Annotated in this window: 16 protein-coding genes; 5 read left to right on the top strand and 11 right to left on the bottom strand. The window is 52.6% G+C overall.

What is annotated here, in order from left to right; translation table 11 throughout:
* Positions 1-4: 4 nt before the first annotated feature.
* From wecC to ACO06L_RS04410, 3 genes are read right to left on the bottom strand one after another with little or no spacing between them, the layout of a single operon-like run.
* On the bottom strand, positions 5-1,213 hold the full coding sequence (wecC, locus tag ACO06L_RS04420; protein WP_336143540.1) for a UDP-N-acetyl-D-mannosamine dehydrogenase: 1,209 nt from the start codon (positions 1,211-1,213) through the stop codon (positions 5-7).
* Between the two features lie 29 nt (positions 1,214-1,242).
* On the bottom strand, positions 1,243-2,331 hold the full coding sequence (locus ACO06L_RS04415) for a glycosyltransferase family 4 protein (protein WP_336143827.1): 1,089 nt from the start codon (positions 2,329-2,331) through the stop codon (positions 1,243-1,245).
* Between the two features lie 57 nt (positions 2,332-2,388).
* Positions 2,389-3,912 (bottom strand): lipopolysaccharide biosynthesis protein, encoded by a 1,524-nt coding sequence (locus ACO06L_RS04410; RefSeq protein WP_336143542.1) that lies wholly within the window; start codon positions 3,910-3,912, stop codon positions 2,389-2,391.
* Positions 3,913-4,290: 378 nt separating this feature from the next.
* On the opposite strand from ACO06L_RS04410, the gene ACO06L_RS04405 reads away from it, so the two are divergent.
* The 4 genes from ACO06L_RS04405 to ACO06L_RS04390 all read left to right on the top strand — a co-directional run bounded on the left by ACO06L_RS04405 (position 4,291) and on the right by ACO06L_RS04390 (position 7,617).
* Positions 4,291-5,019 carry a PEP-CTERM sorting domain-containing protein gene (locus ACO06L_RS04405; RefSeq protein WP_336143545.1) on the top strand — a complete coding sequence of 243 codons (729 nt, stop codon included), beginning with the start codon at positions 4,291-4,293 and terminating at the stop codon, positions 5,017-5,019.
* A 176-nt stretch (positions 5,020-5,195) separates the two neighbouring features.
* Positions 5,196-7,064 (top strand): carbamoyltransferase, encoded by a 1,869-nt coding sequence (locus tag ACO06L_RS04400; protein WP_336143547.1) that lies wholly within the window; start codon positions 5,196-5,198, stop codon positions 7,062-7,064.
* Positions 7,065-7,072: 8 nt separating this feature from the next.
* Positions 7,073-7,465: an SxtJ family membrane protein gene (locus ACO06L_RS04395; RefSeq protein WP_064229026.1), complete on the top strand. Its 393-nt coding sequence runs from the start codon at positions 7,073-7,075 to the stop codon at positions 7,463-7,465.
* Positions 7,465-7,617 carry a DUF5989 family protein gene (locus tag ACO06L_RS04390; protein WP_162841250.1) on the top strand — a complete coding sequence of 51 codons (153 nt, stop codon included), beginning with the start codon at positions 7,465-7,467 and terminating at the stop codon, positions 7,615-7,617. Before ACO06L_RS04395 ends, ACO06L_RS04390 begins: the two co-directional genes overlap by 1 nt.
* A gap of 60 nt (positions 7,618-7,677) precedes the next feature.
* On the opposite strand, the gene ACO06L_RS04385 is transcribed toward ACO06L_RS04390, so the two are convergent.
* The gene (locus ACO06L_RS04385; protein WP_064229027.1) at positions 7,678-8,469 is read right to left on the bottom strand and encodes a PEP-CTERM sorting domain-containing protein; all 792 of its coding nucleotides are present in this window, start codon (positions 8,467-8,469) and stop codon (positions 7,678-7,680) included.
* Positions 8,470-8,692: 223 nt separating this feature from the next.
* Here ACO06L_RS04385 and ACO06L_RS04380 point away from each other — a divergent pair, with 223 nt between their 5' ends.
* Positions 8,693-9,811: a hypothetical protein gene (locus ACO06L_RS04380; RefSeq protein WP_336143553.1), complete on the top strand. Its 1,119-nt coding sequence runs from the start codon at positions 8,693-8,695 to the stop codon at positions 9,809-9,811.
* 42 nt (positions 9,812-9,853) lie between these two features.
* Here the strand turns inward: ACO06L_RS04380 and ACO06L_RS04375 are convergent, their stop codons facing one another.
* The 7 genes from ACO06L_RS04375 to ACO06L_RS04345 form a co-directional block, all read right to left on the bottom strand.
* The gene (locus tag ACO06L_RS04375; RefSeq protein ID WP_336143556.1) at positions 9,854-12,556 is read right to left on the bottom strand and encodes a tetratricopeptide repeat protein; all 2,703 of its coding nucleotides are present in this window, start codon (positions 12,554-12,556) and stop codon (positions 9,854-9,856) included.
* A 51-nt stretch (positions 12,557-12,607) separates the two neighbouring features.
* Positions 12,608-13,981 (bottom strand): PEP-CTERM-box response regulator transcription factor, encoded by a 1,374-nt coding sequence (prsR, locus tag ACO06L_RS04370; protein ID WP_082905077.1) that lies wholly within the window; start codon positions 13,979-13,981, stop codon positions 12,608-12,610.
* Between the two features lie 102 nt (positions 13,982-14,083).
* Entirely contained in the window at positions 14,084-16,219 is a 2,136-nt protein-coding gene (gene prsK / locus ACO06L_RS04365) for an XrtA/PEP-CTERM system histidine kinase PrsK (protein WP_064226975.1), read from the bottom strand.
* A 125-nt stretch (positions 16,220-16,344) separates the two neighbouring features.
* Positions 16,345-16,971, bottom strand: a complete 627-nt coding sequence (locus tag ACO06L_RS04360; protein ID WP_202347666.1) for a PEP-CTERM sorting domain-containing protein — start codon at positions 16,969-16,971, stop codon at positions 16,345-16,347.
* Positions 16,972-17,142: 171 nt separating this feature from the next.
* On the bottom strand, positions 17,143-18,090 hold the full coding sequence (locus ACO06L_RS04355) for an SDR family oxidoreductase (RefSeq protein ID WP_202347665.1): 948 nt from the start codon (positions 18,088-18,090) through the stop codon (positions 17,143-17,145).
* Positions 18,090-18,905, bottom strand: a complete 816-nt coding sequence (locus ACO06L_RS04350) for a lysophospholipid acyltransferase family protein (protein ID WP_202347664.1) — start codon at positions 18,903-18,905, stop codon at positions 18,090-18,092. The genes ACO06L_RS04355 and ACO06L_RS04350 overlap by 1 nt, the downstream gene beginning before the upstream one ends.
* Positions 18,902-19,825 (bottom strand): D-hexose-6-phosphate mutarotase, encoded by a 924-nt coding sequence (locus tag ACO06L_RS04345; protein WP_064226972.1) that lies wholly within the window; start codon positions 19,823-19,825, stop codon positions 18,902-18,904. The genes ACO06L_RS04350 and ACO06L_RS04345 overlap by 4 nt, the downstream gene beginning before the upstream one ends.
* Between the last annotated feature and the right edge of the window lie 53 nt (positions 19,826-19,878).

The following is a 19,878-nucleotide window of genomic DNA, read 5'->3' as shown; positions in this document are numbered from 1 at the left end:
GAACCTATCGAATTGCTCCGCGTGTATCGATGAGAATCTTTTCGTTCAGATCTGCTGGTTTGAGGGCTTTGAACTCTCTGTGGTCTACCAGAAGAAGGACTATATCAGCTTGCTCAATACAGTCGCTGAGGCTGTGAAGGGGTAAGTCAGGGTGTTTTTCGATATTAGGCTCGCATACGAGAAGCTCACCGACTGCTTCCTTCTGAAGTTGCCGCACTATTTTTACGGCGGGAGATTCGCGCAGGTCGTCAACGTTTGCCTTGAAGGCGAGGCCGAGGCACGCAATCTTCGGATTTTTGAATTTGGCCGCCTTCGCTTTAACCTTATCGATGACCCATTGAGGTTTTTTGTCGTTAACCAGTCTGGCTGTTTCCAGCAGCTTCGCGTTTTCCGGATCGCTAGCGATAATAAACCATGGGTCGACCGCGATGCAGTGCCCCCCAACCCCAGGCCCTGGTTGCAGGATGTTTACCCTGGGGTGGCGATTGGCGAGGTTGATAAGGTCCCAGATATCTATACCCAGACTATCGCAGATAATCGACATCTCATTGGCAAACGCGATGTTGACGTCCCGGAAGGCATTTTCTGTCAGCTTTGCCATTTCGGCGGTGCCTGCATTGGTTTCGAGAACTTCCCCACGAACGAATGACCGATAGAAGTTTGCGGCTATTTCGGTGGACCTCGCATTTATCCCGCCGACGATTCGGTCGTTTTCCACGAGTTCAATAAGGATTCTTCCGGGAAGCACTCTTTCCGGGCAGTGGGCTACATGAACGTCTTTCCCGACGTCATGTCCGTTTTCACGGAGAATCCTCGCGACGGTATGCTCGGTAGTGCCCACCGGACTGGTTGATTCCAGTATAACCAGGTTCCCAGGCTTCACGTGGGGTGAAATCATCCGGGTGGCTTCTTCGACATAACTCAAATCAGGTTGATGGTCTTCTTGAAATGGGGTGGGTACAGCGAGAATAAAAACATCTGCTTCCCTTGGCGTCAGTGAAGCGGTGAGGTAACCGGCATTGACTGACGATTTCACGAGGATGTCGAGATCCGGTTCGACAATATGGATTTTCCCGGCATTGATTGTGTCGACAACTTCTTTTGAGACGTCAACGCCTAGAACCTCGAATCCCTTCGTTCCCAGCAGGGAGGCAGTGGGAAGACCAATATATCCGAGGCCAACTACACAGATCGATTTAAATTCTTTGGTCATAGCATCCTTTCCACATTTGAAAGACTATATTAGAGGGTAAGCAACTGTTGATACAGGTTAATATACCGGTCGTTGTTGGCCGTTCTGGAAAAAAGCCTTTTGGCCCGAAGCATGCCCCGTTCGCCCATGGTGAGGCGAAGATTATTGTCGTCTAGCAGTTTAGTAATCGACTCGATGAGAGCGCCCAAGTTGCCCGCAGGGACAACAAAACCGGTAGCGTTGTGTTCAACTATCTCACAGTTCCCACCCACATCACTTACTACAGATGGTAGTCCCGCGGCCGTGGCTTCAATAATGCTGCGTGATAGTCCTTCCGTTGAGGAAAACTGAACAAAAATGTCGGACCGTTGTAACCAGGAGAATACATCGTTGGAGACGCCTGAAAAGAAGATTGTTTCTTCAAACTCAGGGGGTACCAAGGACTCGAGGTATGGACGTTCCGGGCCGTCTCCCAGTATGTAAAGTTGGACTTTATAGCGTTGCGCGACGGCCATCACAGCCTTGATTACCAGATCAACATTCTTGAGCGAAACGAGGCGTCCGACACAAATTATGGAAACGGGGTCCTTTTGCTGGGGGGCTCTTGATGTACTGGCATCCAATTCGATCCCGTTGTAAATCGTGATCATTGAATCGTCCGGGAAAGAAGCTCTTGCCCGGTAAAAACTTTCCATATTTCTGGAAACGGTTACGAGTCTGGTGCCAAGGAGTGCAGCCAGCTTAACCAGATAAATGCGCGCTGGCTTCTCCTCAATCATGTAGACGTCATGTAATGTCCCAACATGGGGGATGCTCGCAACCCAGGCTGCGAGCGCTCCGCCTGTTACGGGCCCGAATAGGTGACTATGGAGTAGGTCTATGTGCTCTCCCTTGAGCCATTTGCCAAATTCCCACGCAAATAGCGGCAAACGAATTGTGCTTTTGAAGTTTTTTCGGAAAGGTATAACACGCTGTTCAATGCCGTAGATTTCGCATTGTTCCGAAATCCAGGGGTGGCCGAAGTGTAAAACCACTGCCTGAAACTTCTGTGGCATAGAGTTCGCGTAGCGAGCGAGGTCAATCAGTACCTGTTCGGCGCCTCCTGCGACTTCTGTTTCGATAAAATGCCCAATTCGCATCTGCACCGGTCTTAACATCCTTTCGAAAAATAAACAGAGTAGTTCTGAGGAGAGAGCCTAGCTTGATGAGGCTTCTTTCCTCAGAAACTGCCGAATAATCCCAGCGACCAACTGTCTTTCCATGGCAGTCAGTGAAAGGTAAAGGAGGGCAGGTAACCCGACAACGTACAACATTATGACGGTTGGCATCGCAATGAATAACTGATTTTCAATTCCAATTTGAACCAGAGACAGCCACATAAGGCCGTGTACCAGGATAGTCAAAAGCGTAACCCTGGAGCCCGCAGCATAAATCTTACGCCAGGAAATATTTGTGATTTTCGAGACCATAACGGGCATGAGCAGGAAACGGCTTACGCCGAGAATTCCCCCGATTGAGTATCCGATACCGATGAGGCCAAAGACCTCGGTCGCCCAGATGCCAACTCCGATTATCAGTATGCCTTCTACAAGTCCAAAATAAGAGTAATAGCGATGTCTGGCCATTGCCTGCAGTAACTGAAAGCTTGGGGCATGGATGGAGGCGCAGTAGGTTCCTATGGCAATAGGGATGAGGGTAAGGTAAGCCTCGTCGTAGCTAGGCCCCATCCAGGCGTGAATAAAGGGCCTGCCCAGAAGAATCATTGAACCTGCGAGGACAGAGGCCGAGATCGCTGAGAGCTTGAGTGACAGTAAGTAATGAGCGTTAAGCTTATCGCGATGGTTCTGGCTGTATGTTTTCGTAAAGTAAGGGGTTAACACGCCGAAAACGCTGGTTTGGAGTTGATTGAGGTAGGAAATCAGTTGGTTGGCAATCTGGAACACTGTCACTGAGGCGATGGAAAGCGTGGAAGCGACTATAAAGTAAGGGCCCTTGTTGCGTATCTGTAGGCCTACAAATACTAGAAAGCTGAACCAACCAAACCCGGTAAGCTGTTTTATTTGATGTTTTGACAAAAGCTTCACTGACGGAGAAATCCAGGGCGCCTGCCTCATTGACGACCTGAGTATGATCCAATGGCCGATCAAATCAAACAACACTGTGATTAACGCGAGGTTCATAACACTTGGGTCGACCTGAAATACGAGAACGACCGCCAAAGCTCGAAATATATTCTTGAACAAGGTTACTTTTGCCTGGATATCGAACCTGTAGTAGGCGACAAGGACACCATTGTAGGCGTTCATTACGAAGTTCAGAGCCAGCGCAAAACCCATCAGCAGCACAATACTCCTGAATATTTCTGCATCGACTGCGCTGGAAAAAAATAGGGGAGAAACCAGAGCTATAACGGTTGTAATGATTGCAGCAACTAACCCTATACCGGTGAACAGCGCAAGCGAGTTCGACAGGACACTGTTCATCTCGGGTTTGTCATCTTGCCCCAGCGCATGGGAAATGAAGCGCTGGGTTGCGCTGCTCAGGCCCAGGTCCAGCACTCCATAGAATCCGAGAGTGCTCGCTACAAGAACCCAAAGCCCATACCAGTGATCTCCCAAGCTTTTCACCAGGAATGGCATCATGAAAAGGGATATGGCCATCCCCGTCAGCAGGGCCACCAAGCGCAGGAAAGAGCCGGATAACAATACCTTGGCGCTCATACTGCACCCTCACCCATAGGGTGAAAAATGGAAAATGCCTGCTGGAGCGTGGAGCAAACATTAACTGGTCCACACATGTTCGAAGGCGATTGGTGGGAGGTAAACTCAATCAAGACTGCAAGATCCCTCTAGGTCCAATTACTGTACAGAGTACATCCCAGTACTACTGATCGTCATGCGATGCCGAGATTACTTGTTCTAACTCCATTTGGAAAGGCGCCGTCAGTTAACTTTACATTGGCGAAGTAGCGAAACACTCTGTGTTTTTATAGGGCATTGAATACAAAGGTTTATTATTTTCTGGTTCAATGTTTGCTTACCTTTCAGTGCGTGAGGACTGTAGTAAACCTCGAAATCAGGGAAAAGGGACGAAATCTTATGAAACCGCTAAACAAACTATTACTCTCGACCGCATTGTCGTTCGGTGTAGCATCAGGAGCAGCTGCTTACACGATTGATGATGACGGTGCTGACCAATATATCGGTGCTGGTAGTGCTGGTGATGTTCTTGGTGCAGCGCGTGATTTTGCAGTGTTCGGCATGGATGTTTCCAGCGACATGAGCTATCTCTACGTTGATGTTTCCACCAATTTCGAGGAACACAGTGGCTGGAAGTATGGGGATTTGTTTATCAGTACTGACGGGTGGAATCCGTTTGGCGCTGCTCCGTATGCGAATGATAACTCCTCAAACGGTGAATCCTGGGAGTATGCTGTTGATGTGAGCTCTTTGCTTGCTGGTTCTGCAAATCTGATGAACCTTGCGGGCGCCACGATTCAAAATTCGGAAGATGTCCACGGTGCCTCTAGCGTTCGTGCGGGCCAGGAAGTGCGGTTCGGATCTGGTGGTACGGTTGCGGGTAGCTCAGCTCTGTCAATTTCCGGAGAGGACCGGAATAACGCTACGATCACGATGTTGAGTTTCCAGATTGCTCTCGCCGACCTTGGTCTGGACGCGCTCAATCCACAAGAGATTGGTCTGCGCTGGACTATGACCTGTGCGAACGACATCACCGAGGGTTCGTACACTGTTCCTGAGCCTGGCACTCTTGCATTGCTTGGCCTTGGTCTGATTGGTCTTTCGCTAAGGAAGCGCGCAAAGGCCTGATGGTCACGAGCAGTCAAAGTGCTTGAAGCCAGGCTTTATTTAGCATTGCTGGTCAACGCAGGGTGGAGATCTCTCCATCCTGCGTTTTTGTTTGGCGTCAGTAAATTTTACAAGTGAAATCCCTGCGGTATTGCGCTTTACTGTAGCTGTTTTGAACTCAAGGGCGCGTGTGTTCCATGGATGATGACTTCGTCAATTCCTCTCCTGTGTATATTCTCGGTATTTCAGCTTTTTACCACGATTCAGGTGCCGCTTTGTTACGTGATGGCACCATACTTTGCGCCGCCCAGGAAGAAAGATTCACCCGAAAAAAACATGATCCGGGGTTTCCCGCTCACTCAGTCAGGTTCTGTCTCGAATTCGCCGGCATTGGTCTGGACCAGGTCCAATCAGTGGTTTTTTATGACAAGCCATTGCTGAAGTTCGAGCGCCTTCTGGAGACTTATCTTAGCTTTGCGCCAAAGGGGCTTGGCTCGTTCCTCAAGGCCATGCCCGTCTGGCTGAAGGAAAAGCTGTATCTGAAGCAGGAGCTGCGCTCCCAGTTGTGCGAACTCTCCGGGCTGGCGCGCAAAGCGTTGCCGCCTCTGCTGTTTACTGCCCACCATCAGTCTCACGCAGCGTCAGCTTTCTTTCCATCCCCTTATGAGAAGGCCGCAGTGCTGTGTCTGGATGGGGTGGGAGAGTGGGCCACAACCTCGGCATGGGTGGGGAGTTCAGATAGGTTGGAGCCGCTGTGGCAGATTGATTTCCCGCACTCATTAGGGCTCTTGTACTCGGCGTTTACCTACTATTTGGGTTTCAAAGTTAACTCGGGAGAGTACAAGGTAATGGGGCTTGCCCCTTATGGAGAGCCCCGTTTTGCCGAGCTCATTCGCTCTGAGTTGATTGATATCAAGCCCGACGGCTCGTTTCGGCTCAATATGGATTACTTTGATTACTGTACCGGGCTGACCATGGTGAACGAGCGGTTCGGGAAGCTCTTTGGATTGCCAGTCCGGGCGCCTGAGAGCGATGCGCTGACTCAGGCCCACATGGATATCGCTGCGTCCATTCAGGAAGTAACCAACGATTGTGTCGTGCGCCTGGCTCGCCAGCTCAGAAAAGAAACGGGGATGGAGCACTTGTGTCTGGCCGGGGGGGTGGCTCTGAACTGTGTGGCGAACAGTGAGGTAGCTCGCCTGGCTGGCTTCAAGGGCTTGTGGGTTCAGCCCGCCGCCGGGGATGCCGGAGGATCAATAGGAGCCGCCCTGAGCGCCTGGTATGCGGGTGAGCATCCGCAGCGGCGACAGGACAGCCCTGATGGTATGAACGGTGCTTATCTCGGCCCTGAGTTCTCTGATGAGGATATTCGTTCGGCCCTTAATCGGTTTGACGCGGTTTTCGATGAAGAGACCCAGGAAACTCTTTGTTCCAGGGTAGCGAAGCTGCTTGCCGATGGAAACGTCGTTGGCTGGTTCCAGGGAAGGATGGAGTTTGGTCCCAGGGCGCTGGGCCATCGGTCCATTCTTGGTGATCCGCGCCTCCCCGGAATGCAGGAGAAAATGAACCTCAAGATCAAGTTCCGGGAGTCGTTTCGGCCGTTTGCACCTTCGGTACTTGAGGAGGATACAAGGGATTGGTTCGAGTGCGAATTTACCAGCCCGTATATGTTAATGACTGCCCCGGTTTCAAAGACGCGCAGGCACGAGTCGGCTGATGGGGAGGCTCTTACGGGGCTTCAGAAGTTGAAACAGGTGCGTTCAGCCATTCCCGCCGTCACCCATGTGGATTACAGCGCCCGGCTCCAGACGGTAGGCAAGGGTGGGTCCGTTGTGTATCGACGCCTTTTGCACGCATTCAAGGCGTTGACAGGGTGTCCGGTCTTGATAAACACCTCATTTAATGTGCGTGGAGAGCCAATCGTCGCAACACCTGAAGACGCGTTCCGCTGCTTCATGGCTACAGACATGGACTACCTGGTGGTCGGGAACTTTGTGCTCAGCAAGGGCTCTCAGTCTGGCAGGGAAGCCTTTATGGATCATGTGGATCAATTCGAGCTGGATTAGGAGCAGGGATGGAACGTTCGGCGGAAAGGTCAGATTTAAAGAAGTTCGGAATTGGTCTTGCTATTATCATCGCCGTTCTATTTGGTGTGTTTCTCCCATGGCTGTTCAGTTATTCCTGGCCGTGGTGGCCCTGGGTGACGGGGGCTATCTTGTTGTTCATTTCCTTTCTGGCGCCTTCTGCCCTCTCTCCAGTCCAGCGAGGTCTCCTGAAGATTGCTGAACCGCTGGGGCGTATTAACTCAGTGATACTTCTCTCCGTGGTGTACTTTCTCCTGGTTTGTCCGATGGGCCTGATCATGAAGCTGTTTGGAAAGGATCCAATTCCGAAAGCATTCGAGCCAGACGCTGAGACCTACAGGAAAAAGAGCGATCCAACGACCAGTCTGGAGGTGCCGTTCTGATGTGGGAGTTGCTGAAAGATTTTTCTATGTTTGTGCGGGCGAGGAAAAAGTACTGGATGATTCCGCTGCTGGCGACGCTCATGTTGCTGGGTGGCCTGATTGTTTTCAGTCAGGGTTCGGCCTTTGCCCCATTTATCTATACGCTGTTCTGACGAAATGAAAAAAGGGGCCTCCTGGGAGGCCCCTTTTTGATTTTAAGCGCGATGACCAGGTCAGGCAGATTCGCCGTCCTTCTGGTTACGGCGACGCAGACCAAACATGGCTACGAGCGAGAGCCCGAGAAGACCAAGGGTGGCCGGCTCGGGAACGTCAACTGCGCCTTCGATGGTGTCGTTACCACATGTCATGTTCCAGTGAAACGCAATTTCATTACCGAACAGGAGGCTGGTGCCGGCCAGATCAACGCCGAAATTCAGGACGTTGTTGGTTGAGTCAATGCTCCAACTGCCAGAGATCCCGGTGCTGATCGCAGTTTCATTGCCCAAATCGACGAGTGTTTCCTGGCCGTCCCGGAAAATTCCGCCGCTGCTCATCACATCTTCGGTAAGGATGGCGTTTGCGTCATTGGTCGCGCCAGTAAGCTGGTAAAGACTGGCAATACCGCCATTGTTACTGGAACGATCATTCAGGACCAGGCCGTATTGCCAGATGGTTCCGTTGGCGTGGTTGTCCAATTTGTAGCCATCAGAGGCGCTACCGGCCGGGTTCCATTCACTTGCCAGGAAAAGGTCCCCGAGAGTAACGCCGAGACCGTCCTTGGTAAGGTTGGGGTAGATACCCACGTGGTTAACAAAATTGGTTTGGATTGAAAGATTCAGGAAACTCCCTGTGAGAGATGCTTCCGCGCCAGTGATGTCAAATTTCGTTCTGTCGGCATTGTTTGAAATGACGTCGCCGTATCCGTGGTCATCGGATCCAACGTACGCATCACTGATCAAATCTGCGTAAACCGGTTGAGCGGCTAGGGCTCCAACGAGCAGGCTGGCTTTTACTGCATTTTTCATAATAATCGTCCTGATTTGCTCCACAGAAATGCTAAATTCGCTGTGCGAACATGCAGTACCGTATGCAGCAAAAACCAGGCCGGAACGGAAATATCTTGTTAAAACAGCAAAGTAAGATTGTTGGGAGGAGGTTAGTGTAAATAAAATCGACAGTACTTAGCCGAGCTGTAAATTTCTTGAGACACTGAAACATAAACTTCTTGAATTGGTAAGGAAGCTGAGGATGAAACAAGGTAACTCTGTCAGGAATGCCCTGTTCGGAATTGTCACCGTCGTAATTTCTGTTGTGATTGTTCTGGTAGTCTTCGAGTGGGTTCTGAGGACTATGACCGGTTCTATGCAAAGCAGTGAATCCATGGATGAGGGATTTATACTGTTTGATTCCCGGCTTGGCTGGAAGCTAAACCCCGGCTGGGAGGGCAAGCACCGGCATCATGATTTTGAGGTGCAGTATCAGGTGAACGAACTGGGGTTTCGTGGGGATGCTCTCGAATTTTGCGGGGAGAGCCAGAAGGTATTCTTCCTTGGCGATAGTTTTACATTCGGGCTTGGCGTTGATGAGGGGGAGACCTTTCCGGATTTCCTCAATAGTTCAGCTGCTGGGGCACATACAGACTTTTTTAACCTCAGCGTGCCCGGTTATGCTCCGGACCAGCAACTGATACTCCTGGACGATCTACTGAGTTATCGCCCGGACACATTGGTGTGGGTGATCTACCTTGGCAACGACTTGTTGGACATTCGTTACCCATTCCCGTTGCAGGCTGGTTACGGAAAACCCTATTACGTACTGGATGGAAATCGCCTGCGTCTGGAAAACAGCCCGGTTCCCTTGAAAGCGAAAACCCCGAAGTATCAGGCAATGTCAGTCAGTTCAGCGATCTTGGAAGGCTTTGACCTGTATCCGATCTGGCAGGATCTTCTTGCTGATTCCCAGATCGGGACGCGCATTAACTCGATTATCGGCTTTGATGAGAACGCCCTCCAGTCACATATTGAAGAGCGTCTCAAGAGCGATGTGGCCCTTTTCCTGGCTATGACAGATAGGGCAAGGACGATGGTAAGAGGGCAGGGTGGTGAGATGGCGTTCGTTCTGATGCCCGGCAGCGGGTATTTCCGGGAAAATACGGTTCCAGGGGTTTACCAGAAGAGCGCCGCAAGAGCGTTGTCGAGTGAACTCAAGGACCGGGAATACCGTGTGGTAAATCTCGGGCCCGAACTGGCAAATCTAATTAACTCAGAAAAGCAACTATTTCACCCCAATGAAGGCCATCTGACGCCTGAAGGGCATAAAGCGGTTGCTGGAATTCTCGCCGGTTCAGGTCTCTGGGACGAGCAGTGAGGGCTCGGGAGGCGATACCGGCGAATCGCCTCTCTGTTTATATCAACCCTGACCACCAAACTTTTCCAGAATCCGCTTCGCTTCGTCTGTATTGCCAGTTGCTTTGTAAGCCTCTGCAAGGTGCATAGCGATCTCTTGGGAATCGGGCTGGAGTTCGTGGGCCTTTTTCAGAACCTGCAGACTTTCTTCAGCCCTTCCTGATTTAAACAGAATCCAACCGTATGTGTCCGCTATAGCGCCGTTTTCTGGCTGTAGTTCATAGGCCCGCTTAGCGAGCTCCATGGCCCGCTCGTCACCATCTTCATGGTAAATCCAGGCAAGATTGTTGAGGGCCACGACGTTTGAGGGCGTCAACTCCAGAAGGCTCTGGTAAGCGGCCACGGCCTTGGATATTTGCTGCTGATTTTGGAAGAGAATTGCCGATGTCATTAACACAGACGGGTTCGAGGGATGGGCTTCGATCGCATTTTCGGCAGCTTGTAACGCGTTCTCGGTCTGGCCATCGGCTTGCAGCGACCTGATGTATCCAACGTGTATGTTGGCAGCATTGTCCTTCGTTAAAGCAAGCTCATAGAGTTCCGAAGCCTGCCGATTCTCTCCTTGTCGCTCGAAAAAAGACGCCTCAATCAGGTATGGGTTAGCCGATTCGGGGTGGAGTCGCTTCATTTCCCGAATAATATCGCGCGCGGCATTTTTCTCCCCGGACTGATATGCGAGGTCTGCGGCCTGAAGTGCGATGCGTTCATTCTCTGGAAACAGTACTCGAGCGCGTTCAAGAATTGAGGCTGCCCTCTTCGGATTTTCTGCTCTGATTTGGGCCGCAACACCGCTATAAATATTCATGGCCGCTGGCTCTGAAGCGGAGGGAAGGTCTGGTTCTTCCCGATCCAGTAATTGGGCCGTGAGCTCCTCCGCACGCTTATCATTGCCTTCGGTAAGTGCGGCATCCAGCAACAGCAATTTCGGACCCATGGCGTCAGGGTGGATGTCTGAAAGAGTGTTCATCAAAGCAAGGGTTTCATCACGAGAGGTGACCTGGCTGAAACCGATCAGGGCCTGGCGGTTGTCGGGCTCAAGTTCAAGTGCGCTCTTGAAGTAATCGCGTGCTTGGTCTTCGTTTTCCCGGGTAAGTTCCATATTGCCAAGCGCCACCAGAGGTGCCGATGTATTGGGGAAGGCCTTTTGGGCTTTGTCGAAATAGGTCTCGGCCTCTTTCAGGTTGTCGGCCTCAAGCGCCAGTTGACCCCGCATTAGCAGCGGCGCCTGACTTGAGGGTCGGTCCTCAATCCATCTATCTGCGGCGCTGATAGCCTTTTCTGGGCCGCCTGATCGAGCCAGGGCCTGAATCTGAACAATGCGAGCGTTGTCGTTATCCGGGGAAGCCTCAATAACGGTCTGAGCGTTCTCAATCGCTTCATCAAACTTGCGGACCTCCGTCAGGTAGCGTGCAAAGCGCAGCCTCAGGGCATGGTTGCCCGGGTTTTGTTCAAGAGATTTCCGTATTAGTGTTTCGCCGGTTTCCAGATCACCGCTGGCGAGAGCCGCAATTCCGGCAAGCGCGGTGGTCGATGGGTCGCTTCCGGAATCCTTGAGGTTCGCCAAAATCGCTTTTGCGCTTTCGGGATCGCGTAGCTTGATCCGGGTGGCTGCCAGAAGCTTACTGGCTTCCTCAGAATCGGTTGCCTCAACGATGGGCGTAAGCAGCTTCTCGGCATCCTCGACCCGCCCCTGACGAAAACGAATTATTCCCAATAGCAGATTGCTTTGCGTGTGGCCTGGGGCCTGCCGAAGAATTTCCTCAAGATTGCGTGCCGCTTCGTTCAAATCCCCACGGTTATAGGCCTCCTGTGCAGCAATCAGGCTGCTGCGGATCATTCCAGGCCCGGATTTGGCGAGGATTTCCTCGTACACAAAGGCCTCAGAGGATTTACCTTGGGCCCGAAGTACGGTGATCAGGGACGACATGGTCTCATATTTCCGGCGGGTCATTACGTCAAATTGCCCGATGTCCTCCAGAGCTCTGATGTAAGCTTCTTCGGACTGTTCCCATTGTTCTCTGGCCTGGAAGAGCTGGCCTTTCCAAAGCCAAAGTTCTGGTTCTGCTGGGTCCACAGTTTCGGCCTCTTCAAGGAAGGCTGTGACCTCCTCATTGTTACCCATGCTAAAGGCCAGGCGTGATAGACCGACTAGAGGTAGTGAAGAGCTGTTATCAATATCCCGCGCGGCCTCGTAGGCTTCTTTGGCCTGTTGATGATCTCCTGTAGCGTGATAGATCTTGGCTTCAAGAAGCTTGGCATCCAGTTGTTTAGAGCGATCTGAAAAAGAGGCAGACTGAAGAGCCGCAAGGGCTTCCTTGAATTCCCCTTGATGAAAGTTTGCTTCAGCCCGGATGAGGCTCGCCTGGCTCTCAATCGCAGGAGTGATGTCTGTTTCATGCTCGTTCATGGCGGCTAAAAGCTGATCCAGCTGGCGTTCTGCGTTTTCTGCATCCCCGGCTGCAAGTAGATTTTCCAGTATGATGAAATACGGATCAGGCTCGTCTGATTGGAGCTCTATGGCGTTACGTGCTTCGAGTGTGCTTGCCCGAAGTTCTCCCTGTCTTTGGAAAAAGCGTGCCTGATCGAGATGACTGATGTACTGAATTTCTTCGTGTGTCATCTCTGGTGGATTGTCGCCGCAGGCGGTGACTGAGAGAGCTATGGCGGTTGATAGAAGGGTGACTCGCGCTGCCTTGAATACTTTCATGCCCAGTTCCTTTGTTTTATCAGCTCTTATTATGAATTCCGTACCGGCGATTCAGGTACCGGTAACTGTCTGCGAGGTGTCGATTCGATATTTGTCTGTCAGGTTATAGAGGGTTGGGCGAGTAACGCCAAGCAATCGGGAGGCCTGAGCCATATTGAAATTGCAGGTTCGCAACGCCTGAATAATGGCCTGCCTTTCTGCTACTTCGCGAACCTGTCTGAGGTTCAGCTGAGTATCAGATTTCGATTCGCCAAGAGGAAGTTCAAGATCCTCGGCAGTAACTCGCTTTCCATCCGCCATGATGGTGGCCCGCTTGACCTTGTTGATCATCTCTCGCACGTTTCCCGGCCAGGAATATCCATTGATTGCATTGATAGCGTCTTCAGTAAAAGCGAGGTTGGGCCGATCCATTTGCTTGCCGAGGGATTTTAGTAGCGATTGGGCAATCACAAGGGCGTCACCTTCACGCTCACGAACAGCCGGAACGTCCAGTGTAATTTCGCTGATCCGGTAATAGAGATCTTCCCGGAACTCACCGCTATCGATCAGCTGTCGGACGTCCCGGTGGGTCGCGCAGACCACTCGCACATCCACTGGAACAGGGTTTACTGATCCGACGCGATCAACAACTCTTTCCTGGAGAAAGCGGAGCAGCTTGGCTTGAAGCGCCATCGGCATGTCGCCAATCTCGTCAAGGAAAAGGGTTCCGCCATTTGCGCTTTCAATCTTGCCTTTCTTGGTCTGATTGGCGCCGGTGAATGAGCCTTTCTCGAATCCAAAAAGTTCGCTCTCTAGCAGGTTTTCGGGGATCGCTGCACAGTTGATCGCGGCAAAAGGCTTGCAGGCACGGTGACTAAGATCATGGAGAGCCTTGGCCAGCAGTTCCTTGCCGGTTCCTGTTTCTCCGGTTATCAGTGTTGTCACATCTGTTGGGGCAACCTTTTCGAGGGTGCGGCAAATAGTCAGCATTTGTGGGCTGGCAGCAACAATTCCCTTGATGTTGGTTCCGTTGCCCTGCCGGGCCAGGTCTCGGTTCTCTTTTTCAAGCTCAGCGAGACGGAAGGCACGATTGACAACAAAGGTAAGTATGTCGGCGTCCAACGGCTTCTGGTAGAAATCTGAGGCGCCCATACCAATTGCTTTTACAGCGTTCTCTTTGTCCTCACGGCCGGTCACGACGATCACTTTGGTCATGGGGGCAAGGCGCAGGATTTCTTCAAGCAGGCTGAAGCCTTCGGTCGCTCCTCCCGGATCCGGCGGAAGTCCAAGGTCCAAGGTAACGACGTCAGGCTCATCTCGCCTCAACGCTGTCAGCGCTGAATCCCGGTCAGAGGCGACTGCTACTTCGAGGTCTTCGCTGAAACACCAGCGCATCTGGCTTTGTAGGCCTGGATCATCCTCTACAATCAAGAGTCGTCTAGTCACAACAGCACTAAGTCCTTTTTTAAAGTGTTTCCATATTCGTGATTCTTAACTGATCATTGGCACTTTGCAATGTCGGTTTGCATTGATCAACAGGTGCGCCGGTTAATTGGCGCTCTCCTTCCGGTCAGTGGTGTCAGAAATTGACCGTACAGCCTGTTGTTTTGCCTCCATGGCAGAGGCGTCAGCAAGAGGAATTCTCACCGAAAAACATGAGCCGATGCCAGGCTCGCTGGTTACATCAATATTGCCGCCAAGTTTCTGAATATATTCCCGTGCCTGGTATGCTCCAATGCCCATTCCCGTAAGCCCTTTAGTGCTTTCGAAGGGCTTGAACAACTGGTCGCTAATAAAGTCTTCGGTCATACCGCTCCCGCTGTCCTGGATGAAAAGCACCACGTTGCCTTTAGCAGGCTTCAGAGTCAGGGTGATCTCTCCGTCTGGGGGGGTGGCGTCCTGGGCGTTCTGGATCAGGTGACTCAAAACACTGCGAAGCTGTTCGGTATCGGCCTTTACGACTACGTCAGGGAAGGCGCCGTCCAGACGGGGGGCGGGTGCACGATGCTGATGGTTCGCAACAAGCTTATGAATCAGCTCAGTTAGATTTATCGGTTTCATCAGGCCGACATTGTCTGTATCTGGCTTGCGAATATGGTCGACAAGGTTGGACATCTTCCGGACTGCATGATCGGTTGTGTTGATCATGTCATCAATGAAGGCCGGATTATTGCGATGTTTGGGGGCATTCTTCACCAGCAATGAAAGTTGCGCAATGACGGTTTTGAGGTCGTGAACCATGAATGCTGAGGCTTTGCTTACGGCCTCGAACTGCATGGCTCGCGACAGACGGTTCTGGGCATCGGCCTGCGCCAGCAGGTTACAGGTCTGCCGGGCGACTACCTTGATGAGGTCAAAGTTCTCCCAGTTCAGTTCCACTCGGGCATAGGGATTGCCGACCAGGGCTATTCCATACAGTTCATTACCCAGGTAAAGCGGAATAATGAGCCATCCGTCGGGTGTCTTGGCAATGGCATCCGGAATTTCAAGCAGATTGTAGCTCACGGGATCTGATTTATATTCGTGAAGGTCTACAATCCACTCGCGATCCCGAAAAAATCGAACAATCTCTGAATCGCTGTCTATCATGGTGTACTTCGGCATCGAGAGATTGACGGCCGCCTTCAACACATAGGCATCCTGCTCGCCAATGAGCCAAATTGCTCCAGCATTGCTCTCCACCAGTCCTGCCAGCATCCGGATAACCCGGTGGGGCAGAGGAGGGTCGTCACTCAGATCTGCCAGTTCCCGTGTCATTTTTAGCCATTCTTCCCGGTAGTCGTATTTATAATCGAAGAAGTTCTGGCTGATGAGCACCATGAGTTTGGAGCGAATGCGCCGGGACAACAGGAGTGTTGTCAGGAAAACCAGGGAGATGGTGAAGAACAGAACCTGAAGGGCGTCTCCCCAGTCGCCACCGAGTACACGTACGTAATATCCCCCAAGCGCCAGGAACAGCAGGTAGCCACCAGCAAACAAAAGTGTACCCGCGTGGAAAACGGCGGACCTGGACAGCTGAAAGTCCACGGGCTGTTTCCGTGTATTAATTACGTTGACGGCGAAAAGCGGCGTAAGCAGGGCATTGACAAAGCCGCGCGCGTTCCAGAAAGGGTCAGCAACGTGACCGAACAGCAGCGCGTCTGCATACATAAAGAAATCAAAAGCAAAAATGGTGGCTACACCAATACAGATATACTTTATGCTTGAGCGCCCAAAGCTTGGTGAATTGCGCCAGATCTGTTCTACCAGAGATAAGCCGAGGAGCGAGAGTCCTATCTGGCCAAGCAGCTTGACTTTGCCAGTAGCGACGTTAATTCCGGCGAAATTCTCGGCAAGTCCGATCCCCAGCAAAATCACCAGCAGCGTTGCCGCACCGGCGCCAAGAACCTGCTTCACCCTGCCCGTAAGCCTGTTTTCCCTGAGACCGTCTTTGAGTAACGCAAACAGCAGGTAGATCCAGGCTGCGTCCCGGATCAATTCGATAAGATACCGGATATTGAAGCCAGGGTATCCCCAGAGGCTTTGGCTGACGAGTGATGATGCCCAGATTGCGGTTACAGCAGCTGCAAGTGCCAGCGCCCGATCGACGCCGCGCCGAAGATATCGTGTTGCAACCAGTACCGCCAGGAGCCCGAACGTAATCGCTGCCAACGAGTAGCTGAGTACGTCCATGTTGCTGAACATGCTTCAATGCCCCAAAAAAATGAAAGTTCCCTGCCAAGAATAGCTTTGTTTGAAAGTCAGGGTAACTCATTTGTAAAAAAGCCAGCGGGTTTTAAGCGCTGGCTTATATTGCTTTAGGGTCAGTGTCAGCTCTTGCGTCTGCGCGCGATCCCAAGCCCAGCCAAGCCAAGCCCCAGAAGCGCGAGGGTTCCGGGCTCGGGCACCTTGGCAACAACGGAAACGTTATCGAGGAAATTTCCGAGGGTTTCAGTATCCGGGTTGATTGAGGTGAACATCAGTCTGGTAGATTCGCTGGATGCGGTGAACATGCCCGAAAACAGGGTCCAGACGCCGGTGTCGAAGTTGATTATATCCATATCGAGATCGGCAACCGTAACGTTGAACGACTCCTGACCAACCCTCGCCCTGTAGGCAAAAGTCAAGTGGTAATTCTCGTTCGCGACTGTGTCAAAATCCTGAAACAGCGTAAATGCGCTTCCGGTCGTATTCGGGTGAGCGTTCAGCTCTGCAAAGCGGGTGCCGTCCTGAGCATCAACGTCATTGTAGCCGGAGTTCCAGATCTCGATGTCGTTGGTGTCGCTTGACCATCCGTCGACATCGCTTGGGTCAAAATAGCCCCATCCTCCGCCGTCCTGATTCAGAGTCAGGGCCTGCTCAAAACTGCCGTTTTCAAGCAAGTTCGCTGAGGCGAAGGGAGAAACCACCAACGCTGCCAGCCCGAGAGCGGTTCCAATACGTCTTATCTTGGACATGATCCATACCTGCCTTTCTGGTTTGTCAAATGAACACATAGGGCTAAGCACGTACCATTCCAGATTCCCTAACCTCCTGTTTAGAAATAGAACAATTCCGACCGCATTGATGATGTGTAAAGAAAGGTGACGCTCATCATTGTGTGATGTATCGAAAATTGAACAGTTTGATCAAACCGGCCTCTTATTCTCCCGATAAAACCGGAAAATCTCCTTCAGCGGCCGCTTGGGCTCAAAACCGAACTCATTAACAAACGCCCGTCCGTCAATCACCACCGGGTACTTGAAGAACGCCATCAGATAGGACGGAAAACTCTTCAACTTCAAGGTGCCAAGTATCATCTTCGGAATCATCGGTGGGATGGAGGGCACCTGAATCCTTTTGCAGCCGCAAAGCTTGAGCGCGTGTTGGTACGCCACCCAGTCCTGCGGCGCCACGTTGTACACGCCACGTGTCGGTTTTTTATACGCCAGTACAATGGCATCGGCCATATCGTCGATATGGATAAACTGCATCATCGGCGAAAAGCCCGCCAGCACCGGCGCGCGTTCGCTGGCCAGCAGGGTACTGATGGTGTTGCGCACGCCCGGGCCCACGATGTTGCAGGGGCGCAGAATGGTGATGTTCAGCTCCGGGTAGCGCCACAGGTAAATGTTGGCCAGGTTTTCCAGCTCCACGGAATCAATGAGGTCGGCACTAAGTCCGGCGCTCTTGAGCGGCGCCGCTTCATCAATGAGCGCGGGGTTGTAGGCTACGGCACCGTATACGTGAAACGTTGAGAGCACCACCACACGCTTGATGCCGTACTTGTGGCTCAGGTCCAGCAGTTTCTGGGTGCCCATCACATTGGCGTTGTAGCGCCGCATACGGGTGAGCTGGCTGGACATGATCCGGCCCATGTGGATTACGCCATCAAACTGGTAGCGCCGGAACAGGTCCTCGAATACCCGCTTGTTGAAATCGATGCAGTAGCTCGGGATGTCGTCGCCCAGGTAGACCTGTTCCCGGAAATCCACGGCGACCAGGTCGCAGGTATCCCTGAGCTGTTCGATGACCTGTTGGGCGAGGGCGCCAGCGGCGCCGGTAATCAGAATGTGCGGTCTGGGTTGTTCGGTCATCAGAAAAGCCTTTTCCTTTCGCTCAGTCCCTTGTCGATCAGCCGGCTGATCTCGGCCTTTACCTTCTCCACTCGATCGGTGACCTGTTCTTCGGGGATTTCCAGATCGTCAAAGTACATCGGGGCTCCGAAGTTCAGGTGTACCTTTGCCGGCAGCACCACGGGCATGGCAACCGGAGCGTAGGGGATGCCCAGGGCCTTTGCCAGGGGCTTGATGTTGGCGATGGCCGGGATGGTTTCTTCGCAGCCCACCACACCCACGGGCACGATTGGCGCCTTGTACTTCATGGCCAGGTGCATGAAGCCGTTACCAAACCGCTTTAGCTGGTAACGGTCCTGGTAGAGTTTGCCGGATCCTCGCACGCCCTCTGGGAACACAATGACGGCTTCGTTGTTGGCGAGCATCTTGGCGCAGTTGACCGGGTCGCCCAGCACAGCGCCCACTTCATTCAACAGGTTGCCCAGCCAGGGCACGGTCGGAAAAAAGCGTTCAATCATTGCCCTTGGAATGCGGGCATCTTTTTCCCTGGAGGCGAGGGCATAGCCAATCAGCAGGCCGTCGATCGGCAGTTGCCCGCTGTGGTTGGCGATAATCAGCACCGGGCCTTCGGCGGGAATGTTTTCTACTCCGTGCGCCTGTACCCGGAAGTATTTCTCGTAAATCTGTTTGGTGAGCGAAAGCCCGTATTTCATGGCTTCGTTGTTGTAGCCCCACGGATCGTAGCCCAGGCTCCCGATGGGTTTGCGGATGCGGTTGATATGCTCGTCCAGTTCCGCGGGAACCAGTCGGGTTTTGAGAAACGATGCCAGGCTCATGATTTCCTTCCGATGAATACGCCCAATGTGTGGCTTTGCCCATTATTTAGCACCCGGTAATCGCTGGCGGCATTGGCGGTTTCGACGCACAGCATGGACTGCCAGGCCGTATCGGGAAAATCCGACAGTTTTGCCGCTTTCGCAGGGCCCGGGTTCCAGACGACGGTTGAGTCGCTGCCCACCGCGGAGAGTTTGCGGCCAGTTCGGGGTGTCACGATGGTCAGGGTCTCGCCGCTTTCGTAGATCCGGTCAGTTTCGCCCTCGAAGTACACCGGCCCCTCCTGGTTGCGGTATTCCCAGTTATCCAGGGTGTCGATGTACTGGCTGTTGCCCAGGCCCAGTACTCGAGTGCGGGTTATGTCGCTGGTGGGTAAATAGGTATGGAGCGCCTGGGTAAAGGCCAGGGGATCGTTGCCCAGATTTGTGGTGGTCAGCGCCAGCTGGCAGCCCCGGATGGAAAAGCTGAAGGTGAGCAGGGCGAGTGCGTGGCCGGCCCAGACATCACTGAAATCTTCATTGGCATCCAGTGACAGGCTGATTTCTACCTCGTGGGCGTTCTCCCGGACATCTTCCAGTTTCCAGAGCGCGGTGCGGGCAAACCCGTGGGCTTTGTCGGTATGGATGCGCTTGCGAACTTCCGGCGCATTGCGGGCCGGATCACCGAACCAGGGCCAGCAGACCGGAATGCCTCCACGAATGGCACGGCCAGGCTCGTAGCGGGCGGTTGGGCTCATCCACAGCCAGTCAGATTCGTCCTGGGGCTTGAAGCTTGCCAGGTGGGCGCCCTGTAAAAACAGGGTGGCCTGGAACAAAGGGTGGTGTACCTCAAGGGCTTCCAGTTGCCCGATCGTTTTCCAGCGCGTGAAGGACCATTGGCCCGGAGAGAGTGAGAGCGGTGGCCTGTTACTGCTTTCTGACATGGTTATCTGCTAAATGAAACCGGTTAAGTGTATTTCCCTACACAGAGAGTAAA

The sequence above is a fragment of the Marinobacter sp. genome, assembly GCF_965229985.1.
Lineage (GTDB): Bacteria > Pseudomonadota > Gammaproteobacteria > Pseudomonadales > Oleiphilaceae > Marinobacter.
Note: the sequence above shows the minus strand (reverse complement) of the source record. Positions and strands in the feature narration are given on the sequence as shown.